Origin of the sequence: Citrifermentans bremense (assembly GCF_014218275.1) — a bacterium.
GTDB lineage: Bacteria > Desulfobacterota > Desulfuromonadia > Geobacterales > Geobacteraceae > Geomonas > Geomonas pelophila.
On record NZ_AP023213.1, the window covers coordinates 1,026,906 to 1,049,388 of the forward strand.

Below are 22,483 nucleotides of genomic sequence, written 5' to 3' on the forward strand. Positions count from 1 at the left end.
GCACCTCGCCCGGCCCGGAGCGCTGCCCGCCCGCCGGCCCCTATTTTATGGACTTTTTCATGCACTTTACCTATAATCCCCGCCTGTCATGACCTACGCCGAAACGCTCAGCCATATCTACGCCCTGGGGCGTTTCGGGATGAAGCCGGGGCTCTCCCGGATCTCCCCGCTTCTCGCCGCCCTGGGAAATCCGCAAGAGCGGTTCCGGTGCGTCCACGTGGTCGGCACCAACGGCAAGGGATCTACTGCCTCCTTTCTCAGTTCCATACTCAGCGCCGGAGGGTACCGGACCGGGCTCTTCACCTCGCCGCACCTGATCTCCTTCACCGAGCGCATCCGCATAGACGGCAACGAAATAAGCGAAGAAGAAGTGGTACTCTTGACCGCGCGCGTCATGGCCGCCGCGCCGCCGGAGAGCACCTTTTTCGAGATAGTGACCGCCCTGGCCGTCTTGTACTTCGCGGAGAAGGGGGTCGAGGTCGCGGTGTTCGAGGCGGGGATGGGCGGGAGCCTTGACGCAACCAACGCCCTGGATGGCATCCTCTGCGCGGTGACGCCGGTATCGCTGGAGCATACCGAGTACCTGGGGGAGAGCCTCGCGGAGATCGCCCGCGAGAAGTCAGGGATCTGCAAGCCGGGCGCCCCGCTGGTGTCGGCCTCCCAGCACCCCGAGGCCGAGGCGGCGATCGCGCGTCGCGCCGAAGAGATCGGTTCCCCCCTGTACCGCCAGAAGGAGTCCTTCGACGCCTTCTGGCAGGAGCGCAGGCTCTGCTACCGCGGCATCGGGGTGACGCTGGACGGCATGGAGGTCGGGCTTTACGGACGCTACCAAAGCGGCAACGCGGCGCTGGCCTTGGCTGCGGTCGAACTTCTCGGGGGGCTCGGATTCCCGCTGCCGCCGCAGGCGATGAGGGCGGGCGTTGCGCGCGCCTTCTGGCCCGGCAGGATGGAGCTCCTCCCAGGGGCGCCGCGCGTGCTTTTGGACGGTGCCCACAACCCGGCCGGGGCCGAGGCCCTCGCCGAGGCGCTCGCCGACATCCCGCGCGCGAGGCTCCTCGTGGTGGTGGGGGTGATGGGGGACAAGGAACTCTCCGGGATACTGGGGCCGCTGCTTCCACTGGCCGATGAAGTTTTCTGCGTGACACCCGCCCTGGAAAGGGCGCTTGCAGGCGAGGAGATCGCCCGCTTCTGCCTTGCCGCCGGAGTGATGGCGCAGGACGCAGGTTCCGTGATGCAGGGGCTGGAACAGGCGCAAAGCGCCGCCTTTGACGAAGACCTGATACTGGTCTGCGGTTCCCTATTCACCGTGGGCGAGGCCCGCGGCTACCTGCTCGCGCGCCGTTTCGAGCCCTTTCGCGGGTGACGGGGGACGGGGGCTTGCCGCGGAGGTTCTGCGGAAAGATCACTGCTAAAGATCTGTTTTTTGGAGTGCAATGAAAGCTGCAAAAGCCGGCTGGCTTCTCACATACCTGCTGTTACTGGCGGCCCCCGCAATGGGCGAACCTGCCGTCCCCGTCGATAAAGAGGTGACGCTGCAGGCCAACGACCTATCCATCGACGTTCCGACACAGGTCTACCGCGCCCAGGGGGAGGTACGCATCACCCAGGACGGGCTTTCCCTGCTCGCCGACAGCGTGGTCTACCACCGGCTCACCGGCGAGGCGAAGGCGCAGGGGGGCGTGCTCATGGAGCGCAGCGGCGACACCATGAAGGGAGACAGCCTCTCCCTGAACCTCTTGTCCCAGGAGGGGGTGCTTCTAAACGGGCAGCTTTTCGTCAAGAGGTCTAACATGCGGTTGCGCGCGGAGCGCCTGGAGAAGACGGGCCCCGCCGACTACAAGATGACCAAGGGGAGCTTCACCACCTGCGACGGCGACAAACCCAGCTGGAGGTTCGAGGCGAGGCAGGTGAAAGTCACCCTTGAGGATTTCGCCACCGCTAAGGACGCCGTCTTCTACGCCGGCGACGTCCCCGTCTTCTACACCCCGTACCTCATCTTTCCGGCCAACACCGAAAGGCAGTCCGGCCTTTTGCTCCCCAGGCTCGGCTATTCCTCCAAGAAGGGGTTCTATTACGACCAGCCTTACTACTGGGCCATAAATCCGAGCCAGGAGGCGACCTTCGACCTGGACCTGGAAAGCTCACGAGGGGTCGGCGCAGGGGTGGATTACCGCTACCTGAGGCCGCACGGAAGCTCTGGGAGGTTGCAGGCCTTCGGCATCTACGATACCCAGAAATCCGAGTTCCGCGGCGAGGTGGACCAGCGGCACCTGGAGTTCCTCACCCCGAGGCTCACCCTGGCCTCCAACATCCATCTCATCACCGACCGCCGCTATTTCCTGGACTACGGCGAGCTTTCCGGAGAGTACAACCGGCAGTACCTGGAGTCGACGGTCTCCTTCGACCAGCGCTGGGAGCGTAGCGCCCTGTTCGGAGAGCTGCGCTACACCAACGACCTCGAGGCCCCCAACAACGACACCACCTTGCAAAGGCTCCCCACCGTCGGTTTCATCGAGGCCGGCGAGAAGGTGGGGCCGGCTTACTTTTCCATGGATAGCCGGTTCACCAACTTTCAGCGGGAGGCGGGAGCCACCGGCCAGCGCCTGCAGCTGCATCCCCGGCTCGCCTGGTACGCCAAGCCAGCCGGCTTCCTCGACCTCTCCCTTTACGGAGGCTATCAGCAGCGCATGTACAACGCGCAAGGGGAGGAAAGCGAAACCGGGTGGCGGCAGCTGGGGCAGGCGGACGCAGGGGGAACGCTTTCTCTGCCGCTGGAGCGGGTGTACGACGGGCGGCTGCGGCACCTTCTGATCCCTGCGGTCGAGTACAGCTTCGTACAGCAGCGGCACGACGAGGACCTTCCCTTCTTCGATTACGACGACCGGGTGCTCGGTCAAAATGCCGCCAGGTGGTCGCTCACCAACGTGGTGACCCGGAAGTACGCAGAGCCCGACGGGGTTCCCGAGTACCGCGATCTTCTCTACCTGAAGCTCTCCCAGGGGTACTGGTTTTCCGGTCAGCGTCGAGACCTCCTCACCCTGGTGGACGAGGGGCACCGGCTCACGGACCTGATGCTGGAGGGGGTGATCACCCCGGTGCAGCGACTCTCGGTGGCCCTCGATACCCGGTACAACACGACCGACAGCAGTTTCTCGACGGCAAATACGGTTATCGAGCTGAAGGGAGAGGGGCGCGACAAGGCGAAGTTGGGATACCGCCACAGCCGCGGGGAAGTCGACTACCTCGAGGCCGGCTTCACCTTGCCCGCAGCAAGGGACATCACGACCGACATGCTGTGGCGCTATTCCGCGGACAGCGGAAAGCTTCTGGAGTCCCGCTACGCGGTCGAGTACCGGCGCCAGTGCTGGAGCGTTACCTTCACCTATAGCGAGCGGGTCAGCAGCCGCAACGTCCCCGGGGAGCAACAGTTCAGCGTCAACTTCACGCTGGCCGGAATAGGTTCGCTCGGCCCCTTGCGGGCGTTCTAGATTACCTGGCAGCGACAGACTTCCGCCACCGGTGCTCGTTGCATCTTCCCAAGTTGGCGCATACCGCGGAGAAGTTGACACGCCTGTCTTTTCCGGTGTATCAAGGAAGGCCGTCTGAAAGAAGCGGCTAGTAAGGCCGGCCGGCAAACGGCTTGGCTTTGGAGGCTCCATGCAGGATTTGTTCACCCCGACTTCGCTCCTGGTGACAGGCGGCGCCGGGTTCATCGGTTCCAACTTCATAAACCACTTCATGGCGGGCAACAAAGGCTGCAGGGTCGTGAACCTGGACCTTCTGACCTACGCCGGGAACCTGAAGAACCTGGCCGCCGTCGAGGGTAACCCCGACTACCGCTTCGTGAAAGGTGACATCTGCGACGCCCGCCTGGTGGCGGGGCTTTTGGCCGAAGAGAAGGTGGACGCCGTGGTGCACTTCGCCGCCGAATCCCACGTCGACCGTTCCATCATCGGCCCCGACATCTTCGTGAGGACCAACGTCCTGGGGACCCAGACGCTCCTCGAGGCGAGCCGCCTGCACGCCGAGGGCGTGCCCGGTTTCCGCTTCCTGCAGGTCTCGACCGACGAGGTGTACGGCAGCCTCGGCGCGCAGGGGTATTTCACCGAAGAAACGCCGCTTGCGCCCAACTCCCCCTACTCGGCCAGCAAGGCGGGGGCGGACCTTTTGGTCCGCGCCTACTCCGAGACCTTCGGCCTCGCCACTTTGAACACCCGCTGCTCCAACAACTACGGACCCTACCATTTCCCGGAGAAGCTGATTCCCCTCATGATTCACAACATCCTGAAAAAGAAGCCGCTGCCGGTGTACGGCGACGGGCTGAACGTGCGGGACTGGCTGCACGTGAAGGACCACTCCGCCGCCATCGAGCGGGTGCTCAAGCAGGGAAAACCGGGGGAGATCTTCAACGTCGGCGGCAACAACGAGTGGAAGAACATAGACATCGTGAACCTGGTCTGCGACCTCATGGACCAAAGGCTCGGGCGTCCCGCAGGCGAGAGCAGGGGGCTGATCACCTTCGTAAAGGACCGCAAGGGGCACGACCGGCGCTACGCCATCGACGCCTCGAAGCTCAAGCGAGAGCTTTCCTGGGAACCGAGCTACACCTTCGAGTGCGGCATCGCCGAGACCATCGACTGGTACCTGGCGAATCAGGGGTGGGTCGAGGAAGTCGTTTCCGGCGCCTACCGCGAATACTACGAAAAACAGTACGGGCAGCAGTAAAAGGTACAGGGGGCGGGGGAACTGATGATATTAGTGGTCGGCAGCAAAGGGATGCTGGGGCAGGAACTGATGAAGGTCTTCGGCGACGCCGCACGCGGGGTCGACATCGACGACATCGACATCACCGATCTCGTCTCGGTGCAGCGGGTGCTGCTCACCCTCAAGCCCCGCATCGTCATCAACGCCGCCGCCTACACCGACGTCGACGGCTGTCAGACCGAGGTGGAAAAGGCCATGCAGGTCAACGGCGAAGGGGTAGCCTACCTGGCGCTGGGGACCAAGGAGATAGGGGCCAAGCTGGTCCAGGTCAGCAGCGACTACATCTTCGACGGCAAGAAGGGCGCCCCCTATTTAGAGGACGACCTGGCCTCGCCGCTTTCCATCTACGGCGAGTCCAAGCTCGCCGGCGAGATGAACGCCTGGTTCAACCCCGACCACCTGATCGTGAGGACCCAGTGGCTTTACGGCCACGGCGGGAAGAACTTCGTGGAGACCATGCTTAAGCTTGCGGCAGAGAAGGACGAACTCTCGGTGGTGGACGACCAGGTAGGCTCCCCCACCTGGGCCTACGATCTCGCCCTCGCCGTCAAGGCGCTCCTGGAGAAGGGATGCTCGGGGACCTACCATGCCGCGAACTCCGGCTCCGTCTCCTGGAACGGCTTCGCCAAGGAGATCTTCCGCCTGGCGGGCCTGGACATCAAGGTGAACCCCATGAGCACGCAGGAGCTTGGGCGCCCCGCGCCGCGTCCGCTCTACTCGACGCTCGATTGCAGCAAACTCGCGCAGGACGCGGGGGTAACGCTACAGCCCTGGCAGCAAGCCCTGGAGCGGTACCTGGAACAGCGGCCGGCACGGTAGCAGAAAAAACATCTGGAGGGAATATGGAGCGCGGAGAGCGTCCCTGGGGAACATACACGGTATTGGACGAGAACAGCGGCTACAAGATCAAGCGCATCGAAGTTCTGCCGGGCCAGCGCCTGTCGCTGCAAAAGCATCACCACAGAAGCGAGCACTGGATTGTCGTATCAGGCACGGCCAAGGTCACCTGCGGCGACAGCGTCCGTATCGTCAACATCAACGAGTCCACCTTCATCCCCATCGGTGCGAGCCACCGCCTGGAAAACCCGGGGGTGATCCCGCTGATCATCATCGAGGTGCAAAGCGGCGAGTACCTGGGCGAGGACGATATCGTCCGGTTCCAGGACGACTACCAGCGCGTCGAGGAGAGCGTCGACCCTAACAACCCGGCCCTTTAAATGAGAAAACAGCTGAGCCTGTTGCAGGAATTCTCGTTGCCGCTGGTGGCCGGCGTCGTCCTTGCCCTCGCCTGGGCCAACATCGCGCCGGAGCAGTACCACCACCTCCTGCACGACCCCTTCCTGGCAGGTCTTTCCCTCCATTTCATAACCAACGACCTGTTCATGACCTTCTTCTTCGGCATGGCGGCAGTAGAGATCACCCAGAGCTGCCTTCCCGGAGGGGACCTGCATCCGCTGAAGCGCGCGGTGAATCCGCTTTTGGCCACCGCCGGCGGAGTGCTCGGGCCGGTGGCGGTCTACCTGATCTTGAACCTGTGGTTCGGCGCTCCTGAGCTCGCCCGCGGGTGGGGCATTCCCACCGCCACCGACATCGCGCTCGCCTGGCTCGCCGCCCGGTTCATCTTCGGCAAGGGACACCCCGCCATATCCTTTCTGCTGCTTCTCGCCATAGCCGACGACGCTTTGGGGCTCGCGATCATCGCGGTTTTCTACGGCGATCCGAACACCCCGGCTGTACCTGCCTGGCTCTTGCTCACCTTGGCGGCTATGGCCGTTTGCTACGGGCTTCGCCTGCGGAGGGTGACCAGCTACTGGCCCTACCTCGTCCTCGGCGGGGTGCTGAGCTGGTCCGGGCTTTTCCTGGCGCATCTGCACCCGGCCCTGGCGCTGGTCTTCGTCATCCCATTCCTGCCGCATCCCTCCAGCGAAACGGCGCATATCTTCGAACTGGACCCCGCCGACCACACCCCGCTCTCCCGTTTCGAGCACGACTGGAAACTGTTCGTCGACCTGGGACTCTTCGTCTTCGGGCTGGTCAACGCCGGCGTATCCTTCGGCTCGGTCGGTACTGCCACCTGGCTTGTCCTCGCTTCGCTCATCGGGGGGAAAGTGGTGGGGATCGTTTCCTTCGCCCTTTTGGGGCGCGGCATAGGGTTCCCGCTCCCCGCCGGGATGGGGCTGCGCGAGCTTCTCGCCACTGGCTTGTTGGCTGGAATAGGTTTCACCGTGGCGCTCTTCGTGGCGGGGGAGGCGTTTTCCGACCCCGACCTTAGCGGTGCCGCCAAGATGGGGGCGATGCTGAGCCTCTTCGCCTTCGTGCCGGCCGCCGCGGTCGAGCGGATCGGCCGCCGGTTTGGCAAGGCCGTCCGGCATTAAATTGAGAGCTTAGCCGCCCGCCCAAGCTCCTCCCCCTGGAGGGGGGGGCGAGAGGGGGGAGGCCGGTGGTACTCCCTGATTACGCTCATGGCTTAGTTGGAGATCTTTGCAGGTTAAGTAAAAGCCACAGGAGGATACGATGTACATAGTGGTACTGGCCGGTGGTTCCGGCACCAGGTTCTGGCCCCTTTCCCGCAAGAGCACGCCGAAGCAGCTCATGTCCGTTTTCGGCGGAAAGTCTATGCTGCAAAGGACGGTGGAGCGGGTCCTGCCGCTCAACCCGAAGCGGATACTGGTGGTGACCAACGCGCTGCAGGCGGCCGAGACCAGGAACCAGCTCGCCTACATCGAAGAGGTACCGGTCGACGTGATCGAGGAGCCGGTGGGACGCAACACCGCCCCGGCCATCGGCCTTGCCGCCTCCATCATTGCCCGCTTCGATCCAGATGGCGTCATGGCCGTGCTTCCCGCCGACCACTACATCCTGGACGAAGATACCTTCCGCGACACGCTGCAACAGGCAAGTGGGGTAGCCCAAACGGGGAGCCTGGTGACGCTGGGTATCACCCCGACCCGGCCAGAGACCGGCTACGGCTACATAGAGGCGGCGGCCGCAGGCGGCAGTGTGGCGGTAGACGTCAAGCGCTTCGTCGAGAAGCCGAACATGGAGCGGGCCCTGGAGTTTCTGGAGACCGGCCGTTTCTACTGGAACTCCGGGATGTTCGTCTGGGGGGCCTGCACCATCCTGGACCAGATCGCGAGCCACATGCCGGAACTCTCCGGCGCCCTGGCAAAGCTCAGCTTCGACTCGGACGTATGGGAGCTCGCCGACCTGAAGCCGCAGATAGCGGAGATCTACGGCAGCATCAAGGGTGAGTCCATCGACTTCGGGATCATGGAGAAGGCCGAAAGTGTGCAGGTGATACCCGCCTCCTTCGGCTGGAGCGACGTCGGGTCCTGGAGCGCGCTCCCCGAGGTGATCGAGCCCGGGGAAGACGGCCATGTCGTCATCGCCGCCAAGGGTTCCATCTCCGTCGGCTCCAATGAGTGTCTTGCCTACGGCAACGGCAAAATGGTAGCCTTGGTGGGCGTCCAGGACCTGATCGTCGTGGACACGCCCGACGCGCTCCTGGTGTGCGCCAAGTCCGCGGCGCAGGACGTGAAGAAGGTGGTAGAGGAACTGGAGCGCAGGGGCAAGACGGAATACCTTTAAGTCTCAACGGCGGATCACAGAGGTCACAGGGGGAAAAGCCAAGGCGGTCACAGAGAAAACCAACTGTCTTTCCTTGGTTCCCCCGCGCCCTCCATGGCTACAGGTTTTTGAGGTTCTTATGTTCGGCTGGACGGGAAAATTACTGCACGTAGATTTAACCAGCGGCACCTGCGAGCGCAGGGAGATCCCGACCGAGATCCTGCACGCCTACCTCGGCGGGCGCGGGCTCGGGGTAAGGCTGATGCGGGAATACTTCCGCCTCGACCCCTTCGATCCCCAGATGCCGCTCATCTTCGCGGTCGGCCCGCTCTGCGGCACCAACTCGCCCACCGCGGCGCGCCTTGCCTGCGTCTCCCGCTCGCCGCTTACCGGTACCATCTACGACTGCTCCGCCGGCGGGCGCTTCGCCTGGCGCCTCAAGGCCGCTGGGCTTGACGCCGTCTTCATCACCGGCAAGAGTGTTAAACCTTCGGTGCTCTCCATCGACGGTGACCGCGCCGAGATCGTGGCTGCGGGTGAGCTATGGGGCAAGGGGGTGCGGGAAACGGTGGCGGCCCTGAAGGAGCGCGGCAGCGTGACCGCCATCGGCCCCGCCGGGGAAAATGGCGTCCTCTTCGCCAACATCATGATGGGGGAGGGGAACTCCATCGGTCGGGGAGGGCTCGGCGCCGTCATGGGTGCCAAGCTGCTGAAGGCGATTACGGTGCAGGGGGAAGGTACCACCGGGACAGCCGACCGGGAGCGCTTCGACGCGGCCCGCGCAGACGTCATGCGCCTGTTCCGCGCCTCCCCGGTCATCTTCGGCGAACTGGGGATCGCGGAGTACGGCACCCCTGCCCTCGTGGACCTGATGGCCCAGCGGCGCATGGCGCCCACGGAGAACTTCAAGTCGACCTTCTTCGCGCAGTCGGCGAACTACTCCGGCCCCGCCATCCGCAAGGAGTGCGGCGCCAGGAAAGAAGGTTGCTACGGCTGCCCGATCCAGTGCAAGAAGGCAAGCGCCAAGGGTGAGCCGCTCCCCGAGTACGAGACGGTTAACCACTTCGGCGCCCTGAACGGCATCTCGGATCTGCACGCCATCGTCAAGGCCAACACGCTTTGCAACGAGCTGGGGCTCGACACCATCTCGGCCGCAGCGACCCTGTCCGCCTTTGGAGAGGCGAGGGGGCGTTTCCCTGACCCCGCGGAGGTGGACCGGCTCCTCTCTGACATAGCCTTCAGGCGCGGCGACGGCGAGCTCCTCAGCCTGGGCTCCCGCAGGGCAGCCGAGTCCCTGGGCAAGGCAGGGCTCTCCATGAGCGTGAAATCGCTGGAGCTTCCCGCCTACGACCCACGCGGCGCCTACGGCATGGCGCTCGCCTACGTCACCTCCAACCGGGGCGGGTGCCACCTGCGCGCCTACCCCATCTCCCACGAGATACTGAGAAAGCCGGTCCCGACCGACCGCTTCTCCTTCTCCGGGAAGGCCCGCATCATCAAGATCGCCGAGGACGTGAACGCAGCGGTCGACTCGCTGGTCGCCTGCAAGTTCGCCTTCTTCGGCGCGACCCTTGAGGAGTACGGTGAACTCCTCTCCGCGGTCACCGGGGTAGAGTACGGCCCGGAGCAACTGAAAGAGATCGGCGAGCGGATCTACCTCACCGAGCGGTTCTACAACTGCGCGAACGGCTTCAGCATGAAGGACGACCTCTTGCCCGAGCGGTTCTACACCGAGCCCGGTTCGGCAGGGGAGGGGATCGAGATCCCGCCCCTTGACCGCGGGCGTTTCCAGGAAGAGCTGCAGAAGTATTACCGTATCCGCGGGCTCACCCCGGACGGCACCTTTGCCGATGCCTCTTTCCTCCAAAAGCTCCCCTGAAAAGGCGGGAACCTAAGTCATGAAAGACCAGATCGAGAAATACATCGGGAAGCTCTTGGCGGACCGCTCCGCCGCTCCCGGCGCCATCGCCATCGCGGCACAGGACGACGTGCTGATAGCAAGCGGGAACCCGGAATTGGCGAAGCTCGCCGGCAACACGCTGTCGCGCCTGAACTCCCTGGCGCTCGTTGTAGCGCGCCCCTCGCTTCCCTTCGCGGAGTTCCTGATAAAGCGGGCGGGGAAGGGGGAATCCTTCATCCTGCCGCAGGACACAGAGACCCGCACCTTCCTGCACGACATCCCGTTTCTGCGCCGCGAGGAGGTCTCCGGCGACGCAGCGCCTGAGCTCGCCCGCCTTCTGGGAAGCCGCAAGGGGGTCATCGTCGAGGGGGTGGGGATCGTGGCGGTCGGCGCCATCACGGTGGAGCAGGCTTTCATCAACTATTCCTCGGTGTTCCATTCCACCTTCGTCAAATACCTTCAGGACCTTCTCAGCGAAGGGTTCAAGCTCCCCGGGGAGCGCGAGGCGTTCGAGAGTTTCAAAAACGAGTGGCTGAGGCCCCTTTCCGCGGAGGGGCTTCACTTCCGTGACTCCCTTTCCCTCAATAAGGAAGAGATCCTGGACGAGATCGAGCGGGTGGGGCGCTACACGGTCGAGCGGGGGCTGGTGGATTCCTTCTTCGGCAACATCTCGGCTCAAGCGGGAGAGCTGATCTACATCTCGCAGACCGCGGCGAGCCTGGACGAGCTCAGGGGATGCATCGACCCGGTGCCAGCCGACAATTCCTCCACTACCGGCATCACCGCCTCCAGCGAGCTCCTGGCCCACCGGAAGATCTTCGAAGAGACCGGGGCCAGGGTCATCCTGCACGGGCACCCGAAGTTCGCCGTCATCATGAGCATGCTCTGCGACAGAAAGAAGGAGTGCGCCATCAAGGACTGCTGGAAGGAGTGCCCCCACGTGCGGGACCTCGGCGGCACGCCTGTGGTGGCGGGGGAGATCGGGGCTGGAGGGCTCGCGAAGCGCGTGCCGCCGGTCATAGGTGCCAGCGGCTCCGCCATCGTCTACGGCCACGGCGTCTTCACGCTGGGGCGGACGGGGTTCGCGGAGGCCTTCAAGAGCATGGTCGATGTGGAGAATTTCTGCCGCGAGGAGTACTTTCGGCAGTTGGAAACAAAGGCATAAAGCAGGTCACGCAAAGACGCACGATGCAGAGCACGGCTTGAGCCTCTCTGGGTTTTGTCCGCGTCTTTGCTTGAGACGTAGGAGGTTGTTTGTCAGAAAAGAAGAACATAGCCCGCGCCGCAGGCGTTTTGGGCGCCGCGACCATGCTCTCCCGCATCATGGGGATGGTGCGCGACATGGTGGTATCCCGTCTTTTCGGCGCCGGGATGTACACGGACGCCTTCTTCGCCGCGTTCCAGATCCCCAACATGCTGCGCCGCTTCTTCGCCGAGGGGGCGCTTACCTCGGCGTTCGTCCCCACCTTCTCCGAGTGGCACGCGACCAAGGGGGAGGAAGAGACCCGCGCTCTCGCCAACGTCTGCTTCACCGCCCTTACCATGGTGATGGCGGCGATCACCATCGCCGGGATCGTTTTCTCGCCGCAGCTTGTGCACCTGATGTTCCCCGGCTTCGCCTCGAACCCGGAAAAGATGTCGGTGACCATCCTATTGAACCGGCTCATGTTCCCCTACATCTTCTTCGTGAGCATGGTCGCCCTCTGCATGGGGATACTGAACACGCTGCGCCACTTCTTCACCCCGGCCATCTCCACCGTCTTCCTGAACATAGCCATGATCCTGTCGGCGGTGCTTCTGCACGACCAGTTCCGGGTCCCCATCGTGGCGCTCGCCATAGGGGTGCTGATCGGCGGCGTGCTGCAACTGGTCCTGCAGCTCCCGGTGCTCTACCGGATGGGATTCCCGATCCGCCCAAACTTCGACCTCTCCCACCCGGCGCTGAAGAGGATCACCCTGCTCATGGGCCCCTCCATCTTCGGCGTCGGGGTCTACTACCTCAACATAACCGTCGGCTCGATTCTCGCCTCGCTCCTTCCCGAGGGTAGCGTCTCCTATCTCTATTACGCGCAAAGGCTCTTCGAGTTCCCCCAGGGGATCTTCACCGTCTCGGTGGCGCAGGCCGTACTTCCCTCCATGAGCAGGCAGGCCGCGGCGGGGGATATGGATGCGCTCAAGGAGTCGCTCTCATACGGGGTCAGGCTCACCCTCTTCATCACCATTCCCGCCATGGTCGGGTTGATGATCTGCGCCACCCCGATATTCTCGCTGCTCTTCATGGGGGGAGCCTTCGACTACGCCAAGGCTGTCAACTGCGGCATCGCGCTTCTTTACTACTCCTTCGGGCTCGCTTTCGTGGCGCTGGTGCGGGTGCTGGTCCCCGCCTTCTATGCCCTGAAGGACACGAAGACGCCGGTCTACACCGCTTTCTGCGCTTTCCTGCTCAACCTCGTTTTCAGCCTGGCGCTGATGGGGCCGCTGCAGCACGGGGGGCTCGCTCTCGCTTCGTCCCTCTCCGCCTTGGGGAACATGCTGCTTCTGCTCTGGTTCTTGCGCAAGAAGGTAGGTCCATTCGGCGGGCGGGCGATCCTGACTGCAGGGGTAAAAGGGGTTGCCGCCTCCATCCCCATGGGGGTCGCGGCCTACTGGATCATGCAGTCAATCGACTGGTCGCAGACGGGGGGGCGGCTTTTGAAGGGAGGAGTACTTGGCGCGGCCGTCGCGGCTGGGATGGCAATTTTCCTCGTCACAGCGCATCTCTTGCGCTGCGAGGAGGCAAACGACATCGTGGGACTGATCAGGAAAAAGGTGCTCAGAAAATGAAGAAGAACCATGCAGCGGCAACAGCCCGCTCGATCTACCAGGCTCCTTGCGGCTTCGGGGTACTGGCCGCCAACGACAACGGGCTTGTGGCCCATCACCTCCCCTTCGGCTGCGCCTGCGCCGGCGACGCCCTGGAACTCGCCGCAGAACTGCATCCTGAGGCGGTGCAAGAGAGCACGCTGACCCGCGCCGCGGCTGAGCTCATGGCACGCTATTTCGCGGGGGAACCAGTATCTTTCGACCTCCCACTGGAGCTGCAGGGGTTCACCCCGTTCCAGGTCGCGGTGTACCGGTTCGTCGCCGGGATTCCCTACGGCAAGGTCGCAAGCTATCAGGAGGTCGCGGCCGCCTGCGGTTCGCCCAGAGGGGCAAGGGCCGTCGGAGGCGCCATGGCGAGCAACGCGCTACCGATACTGATCCCCTGCCACAGGGTAGTGGGAGCGTCCGGTGTGATGACCGGATTTACCGCGCCCGGCGGGGTCGCTTCGAAGCGGGAACTCCTGGTGATGGAAGGTGTCGTTTTGAGCGGCAGCGGCGTGTTTAAGGGGCGTTGCGGCGGGGTTTTGCACAGGATTTCCACCGGAGCGCAAGGCTAATTAGCTAGGTTTAATTTTAATTGGCGCGTAAACGCTTGATTCTTCATGTGGAAGTCTAAGTGGTTGATCTCACAGGAGATCCGGGTGTGGCCAATATTTATGCAGAACGCGGAAAGTGCTTAAAACGCGCAGGTTTATTTATTTGTCAACATCGTTTTCCACAGCTTATCCACAAAAAGTGTGGATAAGAGTTTGGTCCGGAAAAAATATCAACTAGATTAGTGTTTTTCCAGTTTCTTCGCTTCTTCCCAGAGCTGGTCCATCTCTTCCAGGGTCGAATCCGGCAGCGCCTTGCCCCGGGCGTGCAGCGTCTGCTCCACGTGTTCGAAGCGCTTGGTGAAGCGCTGGATCGTCTTTCTCAGCGCGTCCTCCGGGTCTATGGATAGGAAGCGCCCCAGATTGACGATGGCGAAGAGCAGATCTCCCAGTTCCGCCTCCATCTCCTGCTGGTCCCCGGAAAGCATCGCCTCCTCGAATTCGTGCAGTTCCTCCATCACCTTGGCGAACACCTGGTCCGTGTGCTCCCAGTCGAATCCGACCCGCGCCGCCTTTTCTGTGATCTTGTGTGCCTGCATCAGGGCCGGCAGGTGGGGAGGGATGCCGGAGAGGGCCGATTTTCTCTCCACCTTCTTCTCCTGGCTCTTGATCTTCTCCCAGTTCTGCACCTGCGCCTCGCTCGTTTCGATCACCAGGTCCCCGAAGACGTGCGGGTGGCGGCGCACCAGCTTCTCGTTGATGGCGTCGAGCACTTCGTCCATGGTGAAGTCGCCGTTTTCCTCGGCGATGGCGGCGTGGAAAACCGGCTGCAAAAGAAGATCGCCCAGCTCCTCTTTGAGCAGGGCCTGGTCCTTGGCGTCTATCGCCTCGATCACCTCGTACGCCTCTTCCAGCAGGTAGCGCTTGAGCGACTCGTGGCTCTGCTCGGCGTCCCAGGGGCAGCCGCCGGGTGCGCGCAGCTTGCGCATGATCTCCATGAGGCGTTCGAAGCGGCTTTGCAGGTTCGGGTTTTCCATGTCTCCATTCTCCAATGCAGTTAAGGGGACAGGCTGCTTGTAAGTTGAAAAAGCAGCCTGTCCCCTTTGTCTGTCTCACGTATTCTTTACGGCGGCTGTTATTTCAGGCTCCAGAGGTAGTCGACCAGTGAGTCGATCTCTTTTTTGGAAAAGCGGTCGAAGGGCGGCATGACGGTGCCGGGGAAAAGGGTCGACGGCTCCCGTATCGCCTGCTCGATAAAGCGTGGGTCGCGCCTGTCCGCCACGGCGGTGAGGTCGGGTCCCATGCTCCCCCCCTTTCCCCTGACCTTGTGGCAGCTGAGGCAGTACTCGTTGAAAAGCGGCTCCCCGGTTAACCTCTCCGGAAACGGGATGCTCTTTCTCCCCTGAGGGGCCTTGTCTTGCTCTTCCCCCTTGGAACAGGATGAGGCCCAAAGGGGCAGGAGCAAAAGCGGTATCAGGTACAGGCTTCGGTTCATGCGGCTACTTCCCCTTGAGGTAGGATCCCAGGAACTTTTCCTTGTATTGCTTGAAGCGCCCCTCCTCGATCGAGGTGCGGATCTCGGACATCATGTTCAGGTAGAAATGCACGTTGTGTATGCTCGCAAGAATGGCAGAGAGTACCTCGTTGGCGGTGAACAGGTGGTGCAGGTAGGCCCTGGTGAAGTTGCGGCAGGTGTAGCAGCTGCAATTGGGTTCGACCGGGTAGAAGTCACGCCGGTAGTTCTTGTTGGTGAGCCGGATGCGGCCGCGGTTGGTGAAGAGTGTTGCGCTCCTGGCGTAGCGGGTGGGTATCACGCAGTCGAACATGTCGACCCCTCGCTCGACGCTCTCCAGGATGTCCTCGGGAAGCCCCACTCCCATCAGGTAGCGCGGCTTGTCCTCCGGCAGGTGCGGAGCGGTGTAACCCACCACCTGCTTCAAAAGCTCGAGTCCCTCGCCGACCGAAACGCCGCCTATGGCGTAGCCGGGGAAGTCCATCTTCACCAGTTCCTTGGCGCAGCGCTTCCTCAGGTCCTCGAAGACGCTCCCCTGCACGATGCCGAACAGGTACTGGTTCTCCCTTTTGTGCGCGTCGCGGCACTGTTTGGCCCAGCGGATGGTCTTCTCGGTGGAGCGCTCGGCGTACGACTTCTCGCAGGGGTAGGGGATGCACTCGTCGAAGTTCATGATGATGTCGGCGCCAAGCGCCTCCTGGATGGCGACCGCCTTGGCCGGGTCGAGGAAGACCTCTTCACCGGTGTCCTCGTGGCGGAAGAATACCCCTTCCTCGGTGATCCGCTTTTTGGGAAGGGAGAAGACCTGGAACCCCCCGGAATCGGTGAGGATGGGGCCGTCCCACCCCATGAACTGGTGCAGCCCTCCCGCCTTTTGCACCAGGGCTTCGCCCGGGTGCAGGTGCAGGTGGTAGGTGTTTGAGAGGATGATCTGCGCGCCGGTGTCGTGCACCTGCGCGGGGGTCATGGCCTTCATGGCGGCGTGGGTTGCCACCGGCATGAAAATCGGGGTCTGGATCTGGCCGTGGGCGGTGGTAACCACGCCGCGGCGAGCTCCCGATGTGGGATCCTTCTTGAGCAGTTTGAAAATCATCGACCTTCCGTTCTATTTTACTGAGTTTGTCGTTGCGGTAACTATCTTAATTAGCAGAGCGGGTGCGAAAAAGCAACAGCAAGGGGGTGTAAGCGGGATTTCAAAACATGGTTACTGCGCTTATGCGGTGGCTAAGGTTGCCGATATATTAATTGTATGCTGTATACAAAAAACAGTTGCATTTTGGTATAACGGCATTTAATATGCGCCTCAACCATCCTCCCATTTATAAGATCTATCTCGCATCCGCTTGCAGATAAACCTCGATTAATAAAGGAGAGATCCAAATGCAGACACTGAGCCCGTGGCGCGGTCCCCCTTAACTTCTCAGCGGAAACCGCGAGTCCATCCCAGTAGGGTTCCCGGGACTTGTAGCCCCTCCGGCGTACGCAAACTACTCAAACCATCGACATCGAAAAAAACGCAAAGGGACAAAAAACATGCGAATCTTAACTAGCTCTGTGGGAAGAAAGATCCTGATGTCCATCACGGGTCAGCTCCTGATCATCTTCGTGCTCATCCACCTGATCGGAAACTCCACCATATTCTTCGGACCCAACGGCATCAACGCCTATGCAGAACATCTGCACAGCCTGCCGCCCTTGGTCTGGGGCTTCCGCCTCTTCATGCTGGCCGCCATCGCAGTGCACATCTGCTACGGCGTGATGCTCACCCTGGAAAACAAGGCCGCCAACCCCGGCGCCTATGCCGTGAAAAAGAACCTGAAGAAGAGCTTCGCTTCCGAGAACATGATCTGGACCGGCCTGCTTCTGGCCTGCTTCATCGTGTACCACCTGATCCAGTTCACCATCAAGGGGACCCCTGACATAGTGATCGGGCTCGATTCCCTCAACCGTCCCGACGTCTTCAGGATGGTGGTGACGAGCTTCGGCCACGCGATGATCGCGCTCGTCTACATGGCCGCCATGGTCATGCTGTTCCTCCACCTCTCCCACGGCATCCCGAGCTTCCTGCAGACCATGGGGTGGAACAACGAGAAGACCATTCCCACGTTCGCTACCGGTGGGAAGGTTATCTCGACCATTCTCATGCTCGCATACATCTCGATTCCTGCCGTCATCTTAGCTGGCTTATTGAAACTTTAGGGGGTTCAAGTGATACTCGACGGAAAATGTCCGAAAGGACCGATTCAGACCTCGTGGGACAGGCATCGCTTCGATCTGAAGCTGGTTAACCCCGCAAACAAGCGTAAGTACAAGATCCTCGTTGTCGGTACCGGCCTGGCCGGTGGCGCAGCCGCCGCCTCCTTGGGCGAGCTCGGCTACAACGTCGAAGCCTTCTGCTACCAGGACAGCGCGCGTCGCGCCCACTCCATCGCAGCCCAGGGTGGCATCAACGCAGCTAAAAACTACCCCAACGACGGCGACAGCATCTACCGCCTCTTCTACGACACCATCAAAGGCGGCGACTTCCGCGCCCGTGAGGCGGACGTTTGGCGTCTGGCCCAGGTGTCCAACAACATCATCGACCAGTGCGTTGCCCAGGGCGTTCCCTTTGCACGCGACTACGCAGGCTACCTCGACAACCGCTCCTTCGGCGGCGCCCAGGTCTCCCGTACTTTCTACGCCCGCGGCCAAACGGGCCAGCAGCTCCTTTTGGGCGCCTACTCCGCGCTCTCCCGCCAGGTGAAGGCAGGGACCGTGAAGCTCTTCGCCCGCACCGAGATGCTGGACCTCGTGGTCGTTGACGGCGAGGCGAAAGGGATCACCGTTCGTGACCTGATCACCGGCGAGATCCGCACCCATGTGGGCGACGCTGTGGTACTCGCCACCGGCGGCTACGTGAACGTGTTCTACCTCTCCACCAACGCGATGGGTTGCTCGGTCACCGCCAACTGGCGCGCGCACAAAAAAGGCGCCTTCTTCGCCAACCCCTGCTACACCCAGATCCACCCGACCTGCATCCCGCAGTCCGGCGACCACCAGTCCAAGCTGACCCTCATGTCCGAGTCGCTCAGAAACGACGGCCGCTGCTGGGCTCCGAAGAAGAAGGGTGACAACCGTCATCCCAACGAGATCCCGGAAGACGAGCGCGACTACTACCTGGAGAGGAAATACCCCTCCTTCGGCAACCTCGCTCCCCGCGACATCGCCTCGCGCGCCGCTAAAGAACAGTGCGACGACGGGCGCGGCGTCGGCCCCGGCGGCCGCGGCGTGAACCTGGACTTCTCCGACGCGATCAAGCGCGTGGGCGAGGACACCATCCGCGAGCGCTACGGCAACCTCTTCGAGATGTACGAGAAGATCACCGACGAGAACGCCTACAAGCAGCCGATGCGCATGTACCCGGCACCGCACTACTCCATGGGCGGCCTCTGGGTCGACTACAACTGCGAGAGCAACATCCCGGGCCTGTTCGTGCTGGGCGAGGCGAACTTCTCTGTCCACGGCGCTAACCGCCTGGGCGCCTCCGCTCTGATGCAGGGTCTGGCCGACGGCTACTTCGTCATCCCCTACACCATCGCAAACTACCTCGCGAAGACCAAGCCGGGCGCGGTCAAGGCCGACCACCCCGAGTGCAAGAAGTCGATCGAGGACGTGAAGAACTACAACAACCGCCTCCTCAACATCAACGGCAAGAAGACCGTGTCCGAGTTCCACCGCGAGCTGGGCAAGATCATGTGGGAAAACGTCGGCATGGCGCGGAGCGAGGAGAGCCTCAAGGACGCCATCAAGAAGATCCCGGTCCTGCGCGAGGAGTTCTGGAAGAACGTCAAGGTCACCGGCAAGGGGGAAGAACTCAACCAGCAGCTGGAGAACGCCGGCCGCGTGGCGGACTTCCTCGAGTTCGGCGAGCTGATGGCGAAGGACGCCCTCCACAGGAACGAGTCCTGCGGCGGCCACTTCCGCGTCGAGCACCAGATGCCCGACGGCGAGGCCAAGCGCGACGACGAGAACTACTGCTACGTTGGAGCCTGGGAGTTCAAAGGTGTCGACAAGGAGCCCGAACTGCACAAGGAGCCGTTGGCGTTCGAGAACGTCCATCTGGCGGTAAGGAGTTATAAATAATGAGCCACCACGAAAGCCATGGAATGAACCTTACTTTACACGTATGGCGCCAGGCCGGGCCTGACGCGCCGGGGAAGCTGGAGCAGTACGAGGCCAAAAACGTAAGCCCTGACCAGTCCTTTCTGGAGATGCTCGACGAAGTGAACGAGCAGCTCATCAAGGCCGGCAAGGACCCGATCGCATTTGACCACGACTGCCGCGAGGGTATCTGCGGTATGTGCTCGCAGGTCATCAACGGGGTTCCGCACGGCGGGCAGGAGCGCACCACCGTCTGCCAGCTGCACATGAGGCGCTTCAGCGACGGCGACACCATCTACATCGAGCCGTGGCGTGCCCTCGCCTTCCCGATCCAGAAGGACCTGATCGTGGACAGGGGCGCTCTGGAGAAGATCATGCAGGCAGGCGGCTACACCTCCTGCCACACCGGCGGCGTTGCCGACGGCAATGCCCTGCTCGTACCGAAACCGGACGCGGACTACGCCATGGATGCTGCCGAGTGCATCGGCTGTGGCGCCTGCGTCGCCGCCTGCCCGAACGGCTCCGCCATGCTCTACACCTCCGCGAAGGTGGCACAGTTGGCTGCCCTGCCGCAGGGTAAGGCAGAAGCCGCCGAGCGCGTATGCAACATGACCGAGGCCATGCAGGCAGCGGGCTTTGGCAACTGCTCCAACCACTACGAGTGTCAGGCAGCCTGCCCGAAAGGGATCAACGTCAAGTTCATCGCCAAGTTGAACCGCGAGTACCAGAAGGCGCTGTTCAAGTAACAGGCATCACTGCCGATAGATAAAAGCAGGGGCGGGAGGGTAACCTCTCGCCCCTTTCCCGTTTTAGATGCGTCGGCTTCGACCATCAGAAGGCTCCGGGAAGCCACCCTGAAAGGAGAGAACTATCCATGAAAAGCATCCTGGCCGCAGTAGCGGTCGTCCTTTGCTCCTTCCTCAACGCCAACGCAGATACCATCAAGATCGCAGGCTCCGGACAGATGCTTCCGCTGGCGAGCGCTCTTGGCAAGGCGTACATGAAGAAACACCCAGGCGACGTGGTGGAAGTGAACCCGAAATCGCTGGGACAGAAAAACGGGGTCGAGGCGGTGAGCGAAGGGTACATCGATATCGCCACCTCGGCCCGCAGGCTGGGAGAGGAAGAGAGAAGGCTTCAGGTAAGGTCCTATGAGGTGGCCACGGTAGCGGGTTTCTTTGCCGTCAACGCCTCCGTCCCGGTGCGCGGCCTCACCAGCCCGCAGATCTGTGACATCTACGCAGGGAAGATCACCAACTGGAAACAGGTCGGCGGCAAGGACGCCCGCATCGTGGTGCTCACCAGGCCGGAGAAGGATTCGACGAAAATTGTGATGCGCCAGCAGGTCCACGGGTTCGCGAAGGTCGAGGAACCCGCGACGGTGCTTTCCAAGCTCCGGGCCAAAGACATGATGACCGCCCTTGCCAGCACCCCCGACGCCATCGGCATGGTCGACGCCGTGAACTACGCTGACGCCGGTGGGAAATTCATAGCGCTGAAACTGGACGGCAAAGACATCACCTCCTCCATTACCGGCCCGGTCCAGCACCACTACCAGTTCGTGCTCAACAAGAACCCCGGCGCGGCTGACCTGAGGTTCATCCAGTTCGTCCGCTCCCCGGAAGGGCAGGCGATCATAAGGCAGGAGAAGGCAAACCCGGTAAAGTTCAACATGTAGCATCCGCAGCATGACGACGCGCCCTTGGCAGTGGGCGGGAGAGAGACTCCCGCCCGTTTTTTTATCGGGACGGCTGCAAGGCCAGCCTGTGGAGGGCCCCGTTGTTTTCTCATCGACTTCGTCTAAAATCTTGCTTGGTCCGGCCCGGGGCGTACGCGTAGGGTCCGGGCACTAGGGGGCGCCAGCTGTGTAAGGCCGTACCGGTCAAGGAGTTGCGAGATGGGGATTTCTGCAGGCATGAGCGGCCAGTGGGGCTGGACCCTCTTCGGGATCACCGTGGTGCTTCTTCTCGCCGTCGACCTCGTCATGCACCGGGGGGGACACGGGACCTCGAGGAAAAGTTCCTACCTCTGGTCCGCGGTCTGGATCGCAGCCGGACTTCTCTTCACCGTCGTGGTGTACCGGTTTTTCGGCGCCGAGCGGGCCGAGGAGTACGTGGCCGCCTACCTCATGGAAAAAAGCCTTAGCGTCGACAACCTCTTCGTCTTCCTCATCATCTTCCGCTCCCTTGAGGTCGATGCGAAGCAGCAGCACAAGGTGCTCTTCTGGGGCATCATAGGCGCCCTCGTCTTCCGCGCCATCTTCATCTTCATCGGCATCGCCGCCATCAACCGTTTCCACTGGCTCGCCATCGCCTTCGGGTTGATGCTCCTTTTCACAGCCTACCGGGCGGCCGTCGAGGACCCTGCCCAGAAAAGCGAAAGCGAGCTGATAAAACGGCTCTCCCGGTACCTCCCGCTCTCAAAAGACAGCGAAGGGGGACGCTGGTACGTGCGCCGGGAGGGAAAGCTCTACCTCACCCCGCTCGCCGTGGCGCTGATCGCCGTCGAACTCACCGACGTCATGTTCGCCATCGACTCAGTCCCAGCCGTATTTGCGGTAAGCCGCGACCCCTTCGTGGTCTACAGCTCCAACATCTTCGCCATCCTCGGGCTGCGCGCCCTTTACACCGCGCTCGAGCATAACCTGCGCGACTTCCCATACCTGCACTACGGCCTTTCCGGCGTCCTCGCCTTTGCAGGGCTGAAGCTGGTCTTCGCGCAGTGGCTCAAGCTCCCCCCCCTGCTTTCCGTCGCCATAATCGCTTCCATAATCGGGGCGTCTGTCTGGGCAAGCATCGCCGTGAAGAAGAAGGGTTGAGGCAGACCTTTATTCTCCTTGATTCGGCAGGCGATTTCCTTTAGATTCCGCACTGAACCAACAGGAGCATCAAGGGATGATCTTTACCTTTATCTTCGTCGCAAACATCTTCCTCATCTTCATCGACGCCACCATCGGTTACCACGCCGCCCCCTCCATCACCATGCTGGCCGGGGCGGATTCCGCCGGCGAGGGGGCTGTACGCGGCGTGCGCAGGCTCCTCGCCTGGGTGGTGGCCCTGTACATGTTCTTCAACTGCCTTGCCTTCTTCGACCAGCGCTGGTGGCTGCTCTACTTCACCACCGCGGTACTGGCAGTTGACGTCACGGCACAACTGGTCATCGTCCGCAAGATGATGAACAAAAGAGGGCGCTGAGCCGCCGGGA

At 62.2% G+C, this 22,483-nt stretch carries 21 protein-coding genes; 18 read left to right on the top strand and 3 right to left on the bottom strand.

The annotated features are described in order from the left end of the window. Positions 1 to 88: 88 nt before the first annotated feature. The 11 genes from GEOBRER4_RS04395 (at position 89) to GEOBRER4_RS04445 (ending at position 13,650) form a co-directional block, all read left to right on the top strand. Positions 89 to 1,363, top strand: a complete 1,275-nt coding sequence (locus GEOBRER4_RS04395) for a bifunctional folylpolyglutamate synthase/dihydrofolate synthase (RefSeq protein WP_185244386.1) — start codon at positions 89 to 91, stop codon at positions 1,361 to 1,363. A 70-nt stretch (positions 1,364 to 1,433) separates the two neighbouring features. Beyond that, a complete protein-coding gene (locus GEOBRER4_RS04400; protein ID WP_185244387.1) occupies positions 1,434 to 3,488 on the top strand; it encodes an LPS-assembly protein LptD in 2,055 nt (684 codons plus the stop codon). A 169-nt stretch (positions 3,489 to 3,657) separates the two neighbouring features. Next, the gene (rfbB, locus tag GEOBRER4_RS04405; protein WP_185244388.1) at positions 3,658 to 4,725 is read left to right on the top strand and encodes a dTDP-glucose 4,6-dehydratase; all 1,068 of its coding nucleotides are present in this window, start codon (positions 3,658 to 3,660) and stop codon (positions 4,723 to 4,725) included. Positions 4,726 to 4,749: 24 nt separating this feature from the next. Continuing rightward, positions 4,750 to 5,583: a dTDP-4-dehydrorhamnose reductase gene (rfbD, locus tag GEOBRER4_RS04410; RefSeq protein WP_185244389.1), complete on the top strand. Its 834-nt coding sequence runs from the start codon at positions 4,750 to 4,752 to the stop codon at positions 5,581 to 5,583. Positions 5,584 to 5,606: 23 nt separating this feature from the next. Then, complete coding sequence (locus GEOBRER4_RS04415; protein ID WP_185244390.1) at positions 5,607 to 5,981, top strand: phosphomannose isomerase type II C-terminal cupin domain; 375 nt, start codon at positions 5,607 to 5,609, stop codon at positions 5,979 to 5,981. Further along, the gene (locus tag GEOBRER4_RS04420) at positions 5,982 to 7,139 is read left to right on the top strand and encodes a Na+/H+ antiporter NhaA (RefSeq protein ID WP_185244391.1); all 1,158 of its coding nucleotides are present in this window, start codon (positions 5,982 to 5,984) and stop codon (positions 7,137 to 7,139) included. It abuts the gene before it with no gap. A gap of 139 nt (positions 7,140 to 7,278) precedes the next feature. After that, positions 7,279 to 8,352, top strand: a complete 1,074-nt coding sequence (locus GEOBRER4_RS04425) for a mannose-1-phosphate guanylyltransferase (protein WP_185244392.1) — start codon at positions 7,279 to 7,281, stop codon at positions 8,350 to 8,352. Positions 8,353 to 8,470: 118 nt separating this feature from the next. Continuing rightward, entirely contained in the window at positions 8,471 to 10,210 is a 1,740-nt protein-coding gene (locus GEOBRER4_RS04430) for an aldehyde ferredoxin oxidoreductase family protein (protein ID WP_185244393.1), read from the top strand. Positions 10,211 to 10,229: 19 nt separating this feature from the next. Further along, the gene (locus GEOBRER4_RS04435; protein WP_185244394.1) at positions 10,230 to 11,396 is read left to right on the top strand and encodes a class II aldolase/adducin family protein; all 1,167 of its coding nucleotides are present in this window, start codon (positions 10,230 to 10,232) and stop codon (positions 11,394 to 11,396) included. A gap of 89 nt (positions 11,397 to 11,485) precedes the next feature. Then, the gene (gene murJ / locus GEOBRER4_RS04440) at positions 11,486 to 13,054 is read left to right on the top strand and encodes a murein biosynthesis integral membrane protein MurJ (protein WP_185244395.1); all 1,569 of its coding nucleotides are present in this window, start codon (positions 11,486 to 11,488) and stop codon (positions 13,052 to 13,054) included. Beyond that, complete coding sequence (locus GEOBRER4_RS04445; RefSeq protein WP_185244396.1) at positions 13,051 to 13,650, top strand: methylated-DNA--[protein]-cysteine S-methyltransferase; 600 nt, start codon at positions 13,051 to 13,053, stop codon at positions 13,648 to 13,650. Before murJ ends, GEOBRER4_RS04445 begins: the two co-directional genes overlap by 4 nt. A gap of 218 nt (positions 13,651 to 13,868) precedes the next feature. On the opposite strand, the gene mazG is transcribed toward GEOBRER4_RS04445, so the two are convergent. From mazG to tgt, 3 genes are all read right to left on the bottom strand, one after another. Next, positions 13,869 to 14,663 carry a nucleoside triphosphate pyrophosphohydrolase gene (gene mazG, locus GEOBRER4_RS04450; RefSeq protein ID WP_185244397.1) on the bottom strand — a complete coding sequence of 265 codons (795 nt, stop codon included), beginning with the start codon at positions 14,661 to 14,663 and terminating at the stop codon, positions 13,869 to 13,871. 98 nt (positions 14,664 to 14,761) lie between these two features. Beyond that, positions 14,762 to 15,121 carry a c-type cytochrome gene (locus GEOBRER4_RS04455; RefSeq protein WP_185244398.1) on the bottom strand — a complete coding sequence of 120 codons (360 nt, stop codon included), beginning with the start codon at positions 15,119 to 15,121 and terminating at the stop codon, positions 14,762 to 14,764. 4 nt (positions 15,122 to 15,125) lie between these two features. Continuing rightward, positions 15,126 to 16,232 (bottom strand): tRNA guanosine(34) transglycosylase Tgt, encoded by a 1,107-nt coding sequence (gene tgt / locus GEOBRER4_RS04460; protein WP_085813646.1) that lies wholly within the window; start codon positions 16,230 to 16,232, stop codon positions 15,126 to 15,128. Here tgt and GEOBRER4_RS04465 point away from each other — a divergent pair. The 7 genes from GEOBRER4_RS04465 to GEOBRER4_RS04495 all read left to right on the top strand — a co-directional run bounded on the left by GEOBRER4_RS04465 (position 16,222) and on the right by GEOBRER4_RS04495 (position 22,473). Beyond that, positions 16,222 to 16,434, top strand: a complete 213-nt coding sequence (locus GEOBRER4_RS04465) for a hypothetical protein (RefSeq protein ID WP_143424273.1) — start codon at positions 16,222 to 16,224, stop codon at positions 16,432 to 16,434. The two genes, tgt and GEOBRER4_RS04465, sit on opposite strands and share 11 nt — an antisense overlap. Positions 16,435 to 16,672: 238 nt before the next feature. Next, positions 16,673 to 17,338 (top strand): succinate dehydrogenase cytochrome b subunit, encoded by a 666-nt coding sequence (locus tag GEOBRER4_RS04470; RefSeq protein ID WP_085813645.1) that lies wholly within the window; start codon positions 16,673 to 16,675, stop codon positions 17,336 to 17,338. 9 nt (positions 17,339 to 17,347) lie between these two features. After that, a complete protein-coding gene (locus GEOBRER4_RS04475) occupies positions 17,348 to 19,261 on the top strand; it encodes a fumarate reductase/succinate dehydrogenase flavoprotein subunit (RefSeq protein WP_185244399.1) in 1,914 nt (637 codons plus the stop codon). Positions 19,262 to 19,284: 23 nt separating this feature from the next. Beyond that, the gene (locus tag GEOBRER4_RS04480; RefSeq protein ID WP_185245282.1) at positions 19,285 to 20,025 is read left to right on the top strand and encodes a succinate dehydrogenase/fumarate reductase iron-sulfur subunit; all 741 of its coding nucleotides are present in this window, start codon (positions 19,285 to 19,287) and stop codon (positions 20,023 to 20,025) included. A 128-nt stretch (positions 20,026 to 20,153) separates the two neighbouring features. After that, on the top strand, positions 20,154 to 20,957 hold the full coding sequence (locus GEOBRER4_RS04485) for a substrate-binding domain-containing protein (protein ID WP_185244400.1): 804 nt from the start codon (positions 20,154 to 20,156) through the stop codon (positions 20,955 to 20,957). Between the two features lie 219 nt (positions 20,958 to 21,176). Further along, positions 21,177 to 22,097, top strand: coding sequence for a TerC/Alx family metal homeostasis membrane protein (locus GEOBRER4_RS04490; RefSeq protein ID WP_185244401.1), 921 nt, complete (start codon positions 21,177 to 21,179; stop codon positions 22,095 to 22,097). Positions 22,098 to 22,173: 76 nt separating this feature from the next. Beyond that, entirely contained in the window at positions 22,174 to 22,473 is a 300-nt protein-coding gene (locus GEOBRER4_RS04495; protein WP_185244402.1) for a hypothetical protein, read from the top strand. Positions 22,474 to 22,483 lie beyond the last annotated feature (10 nt).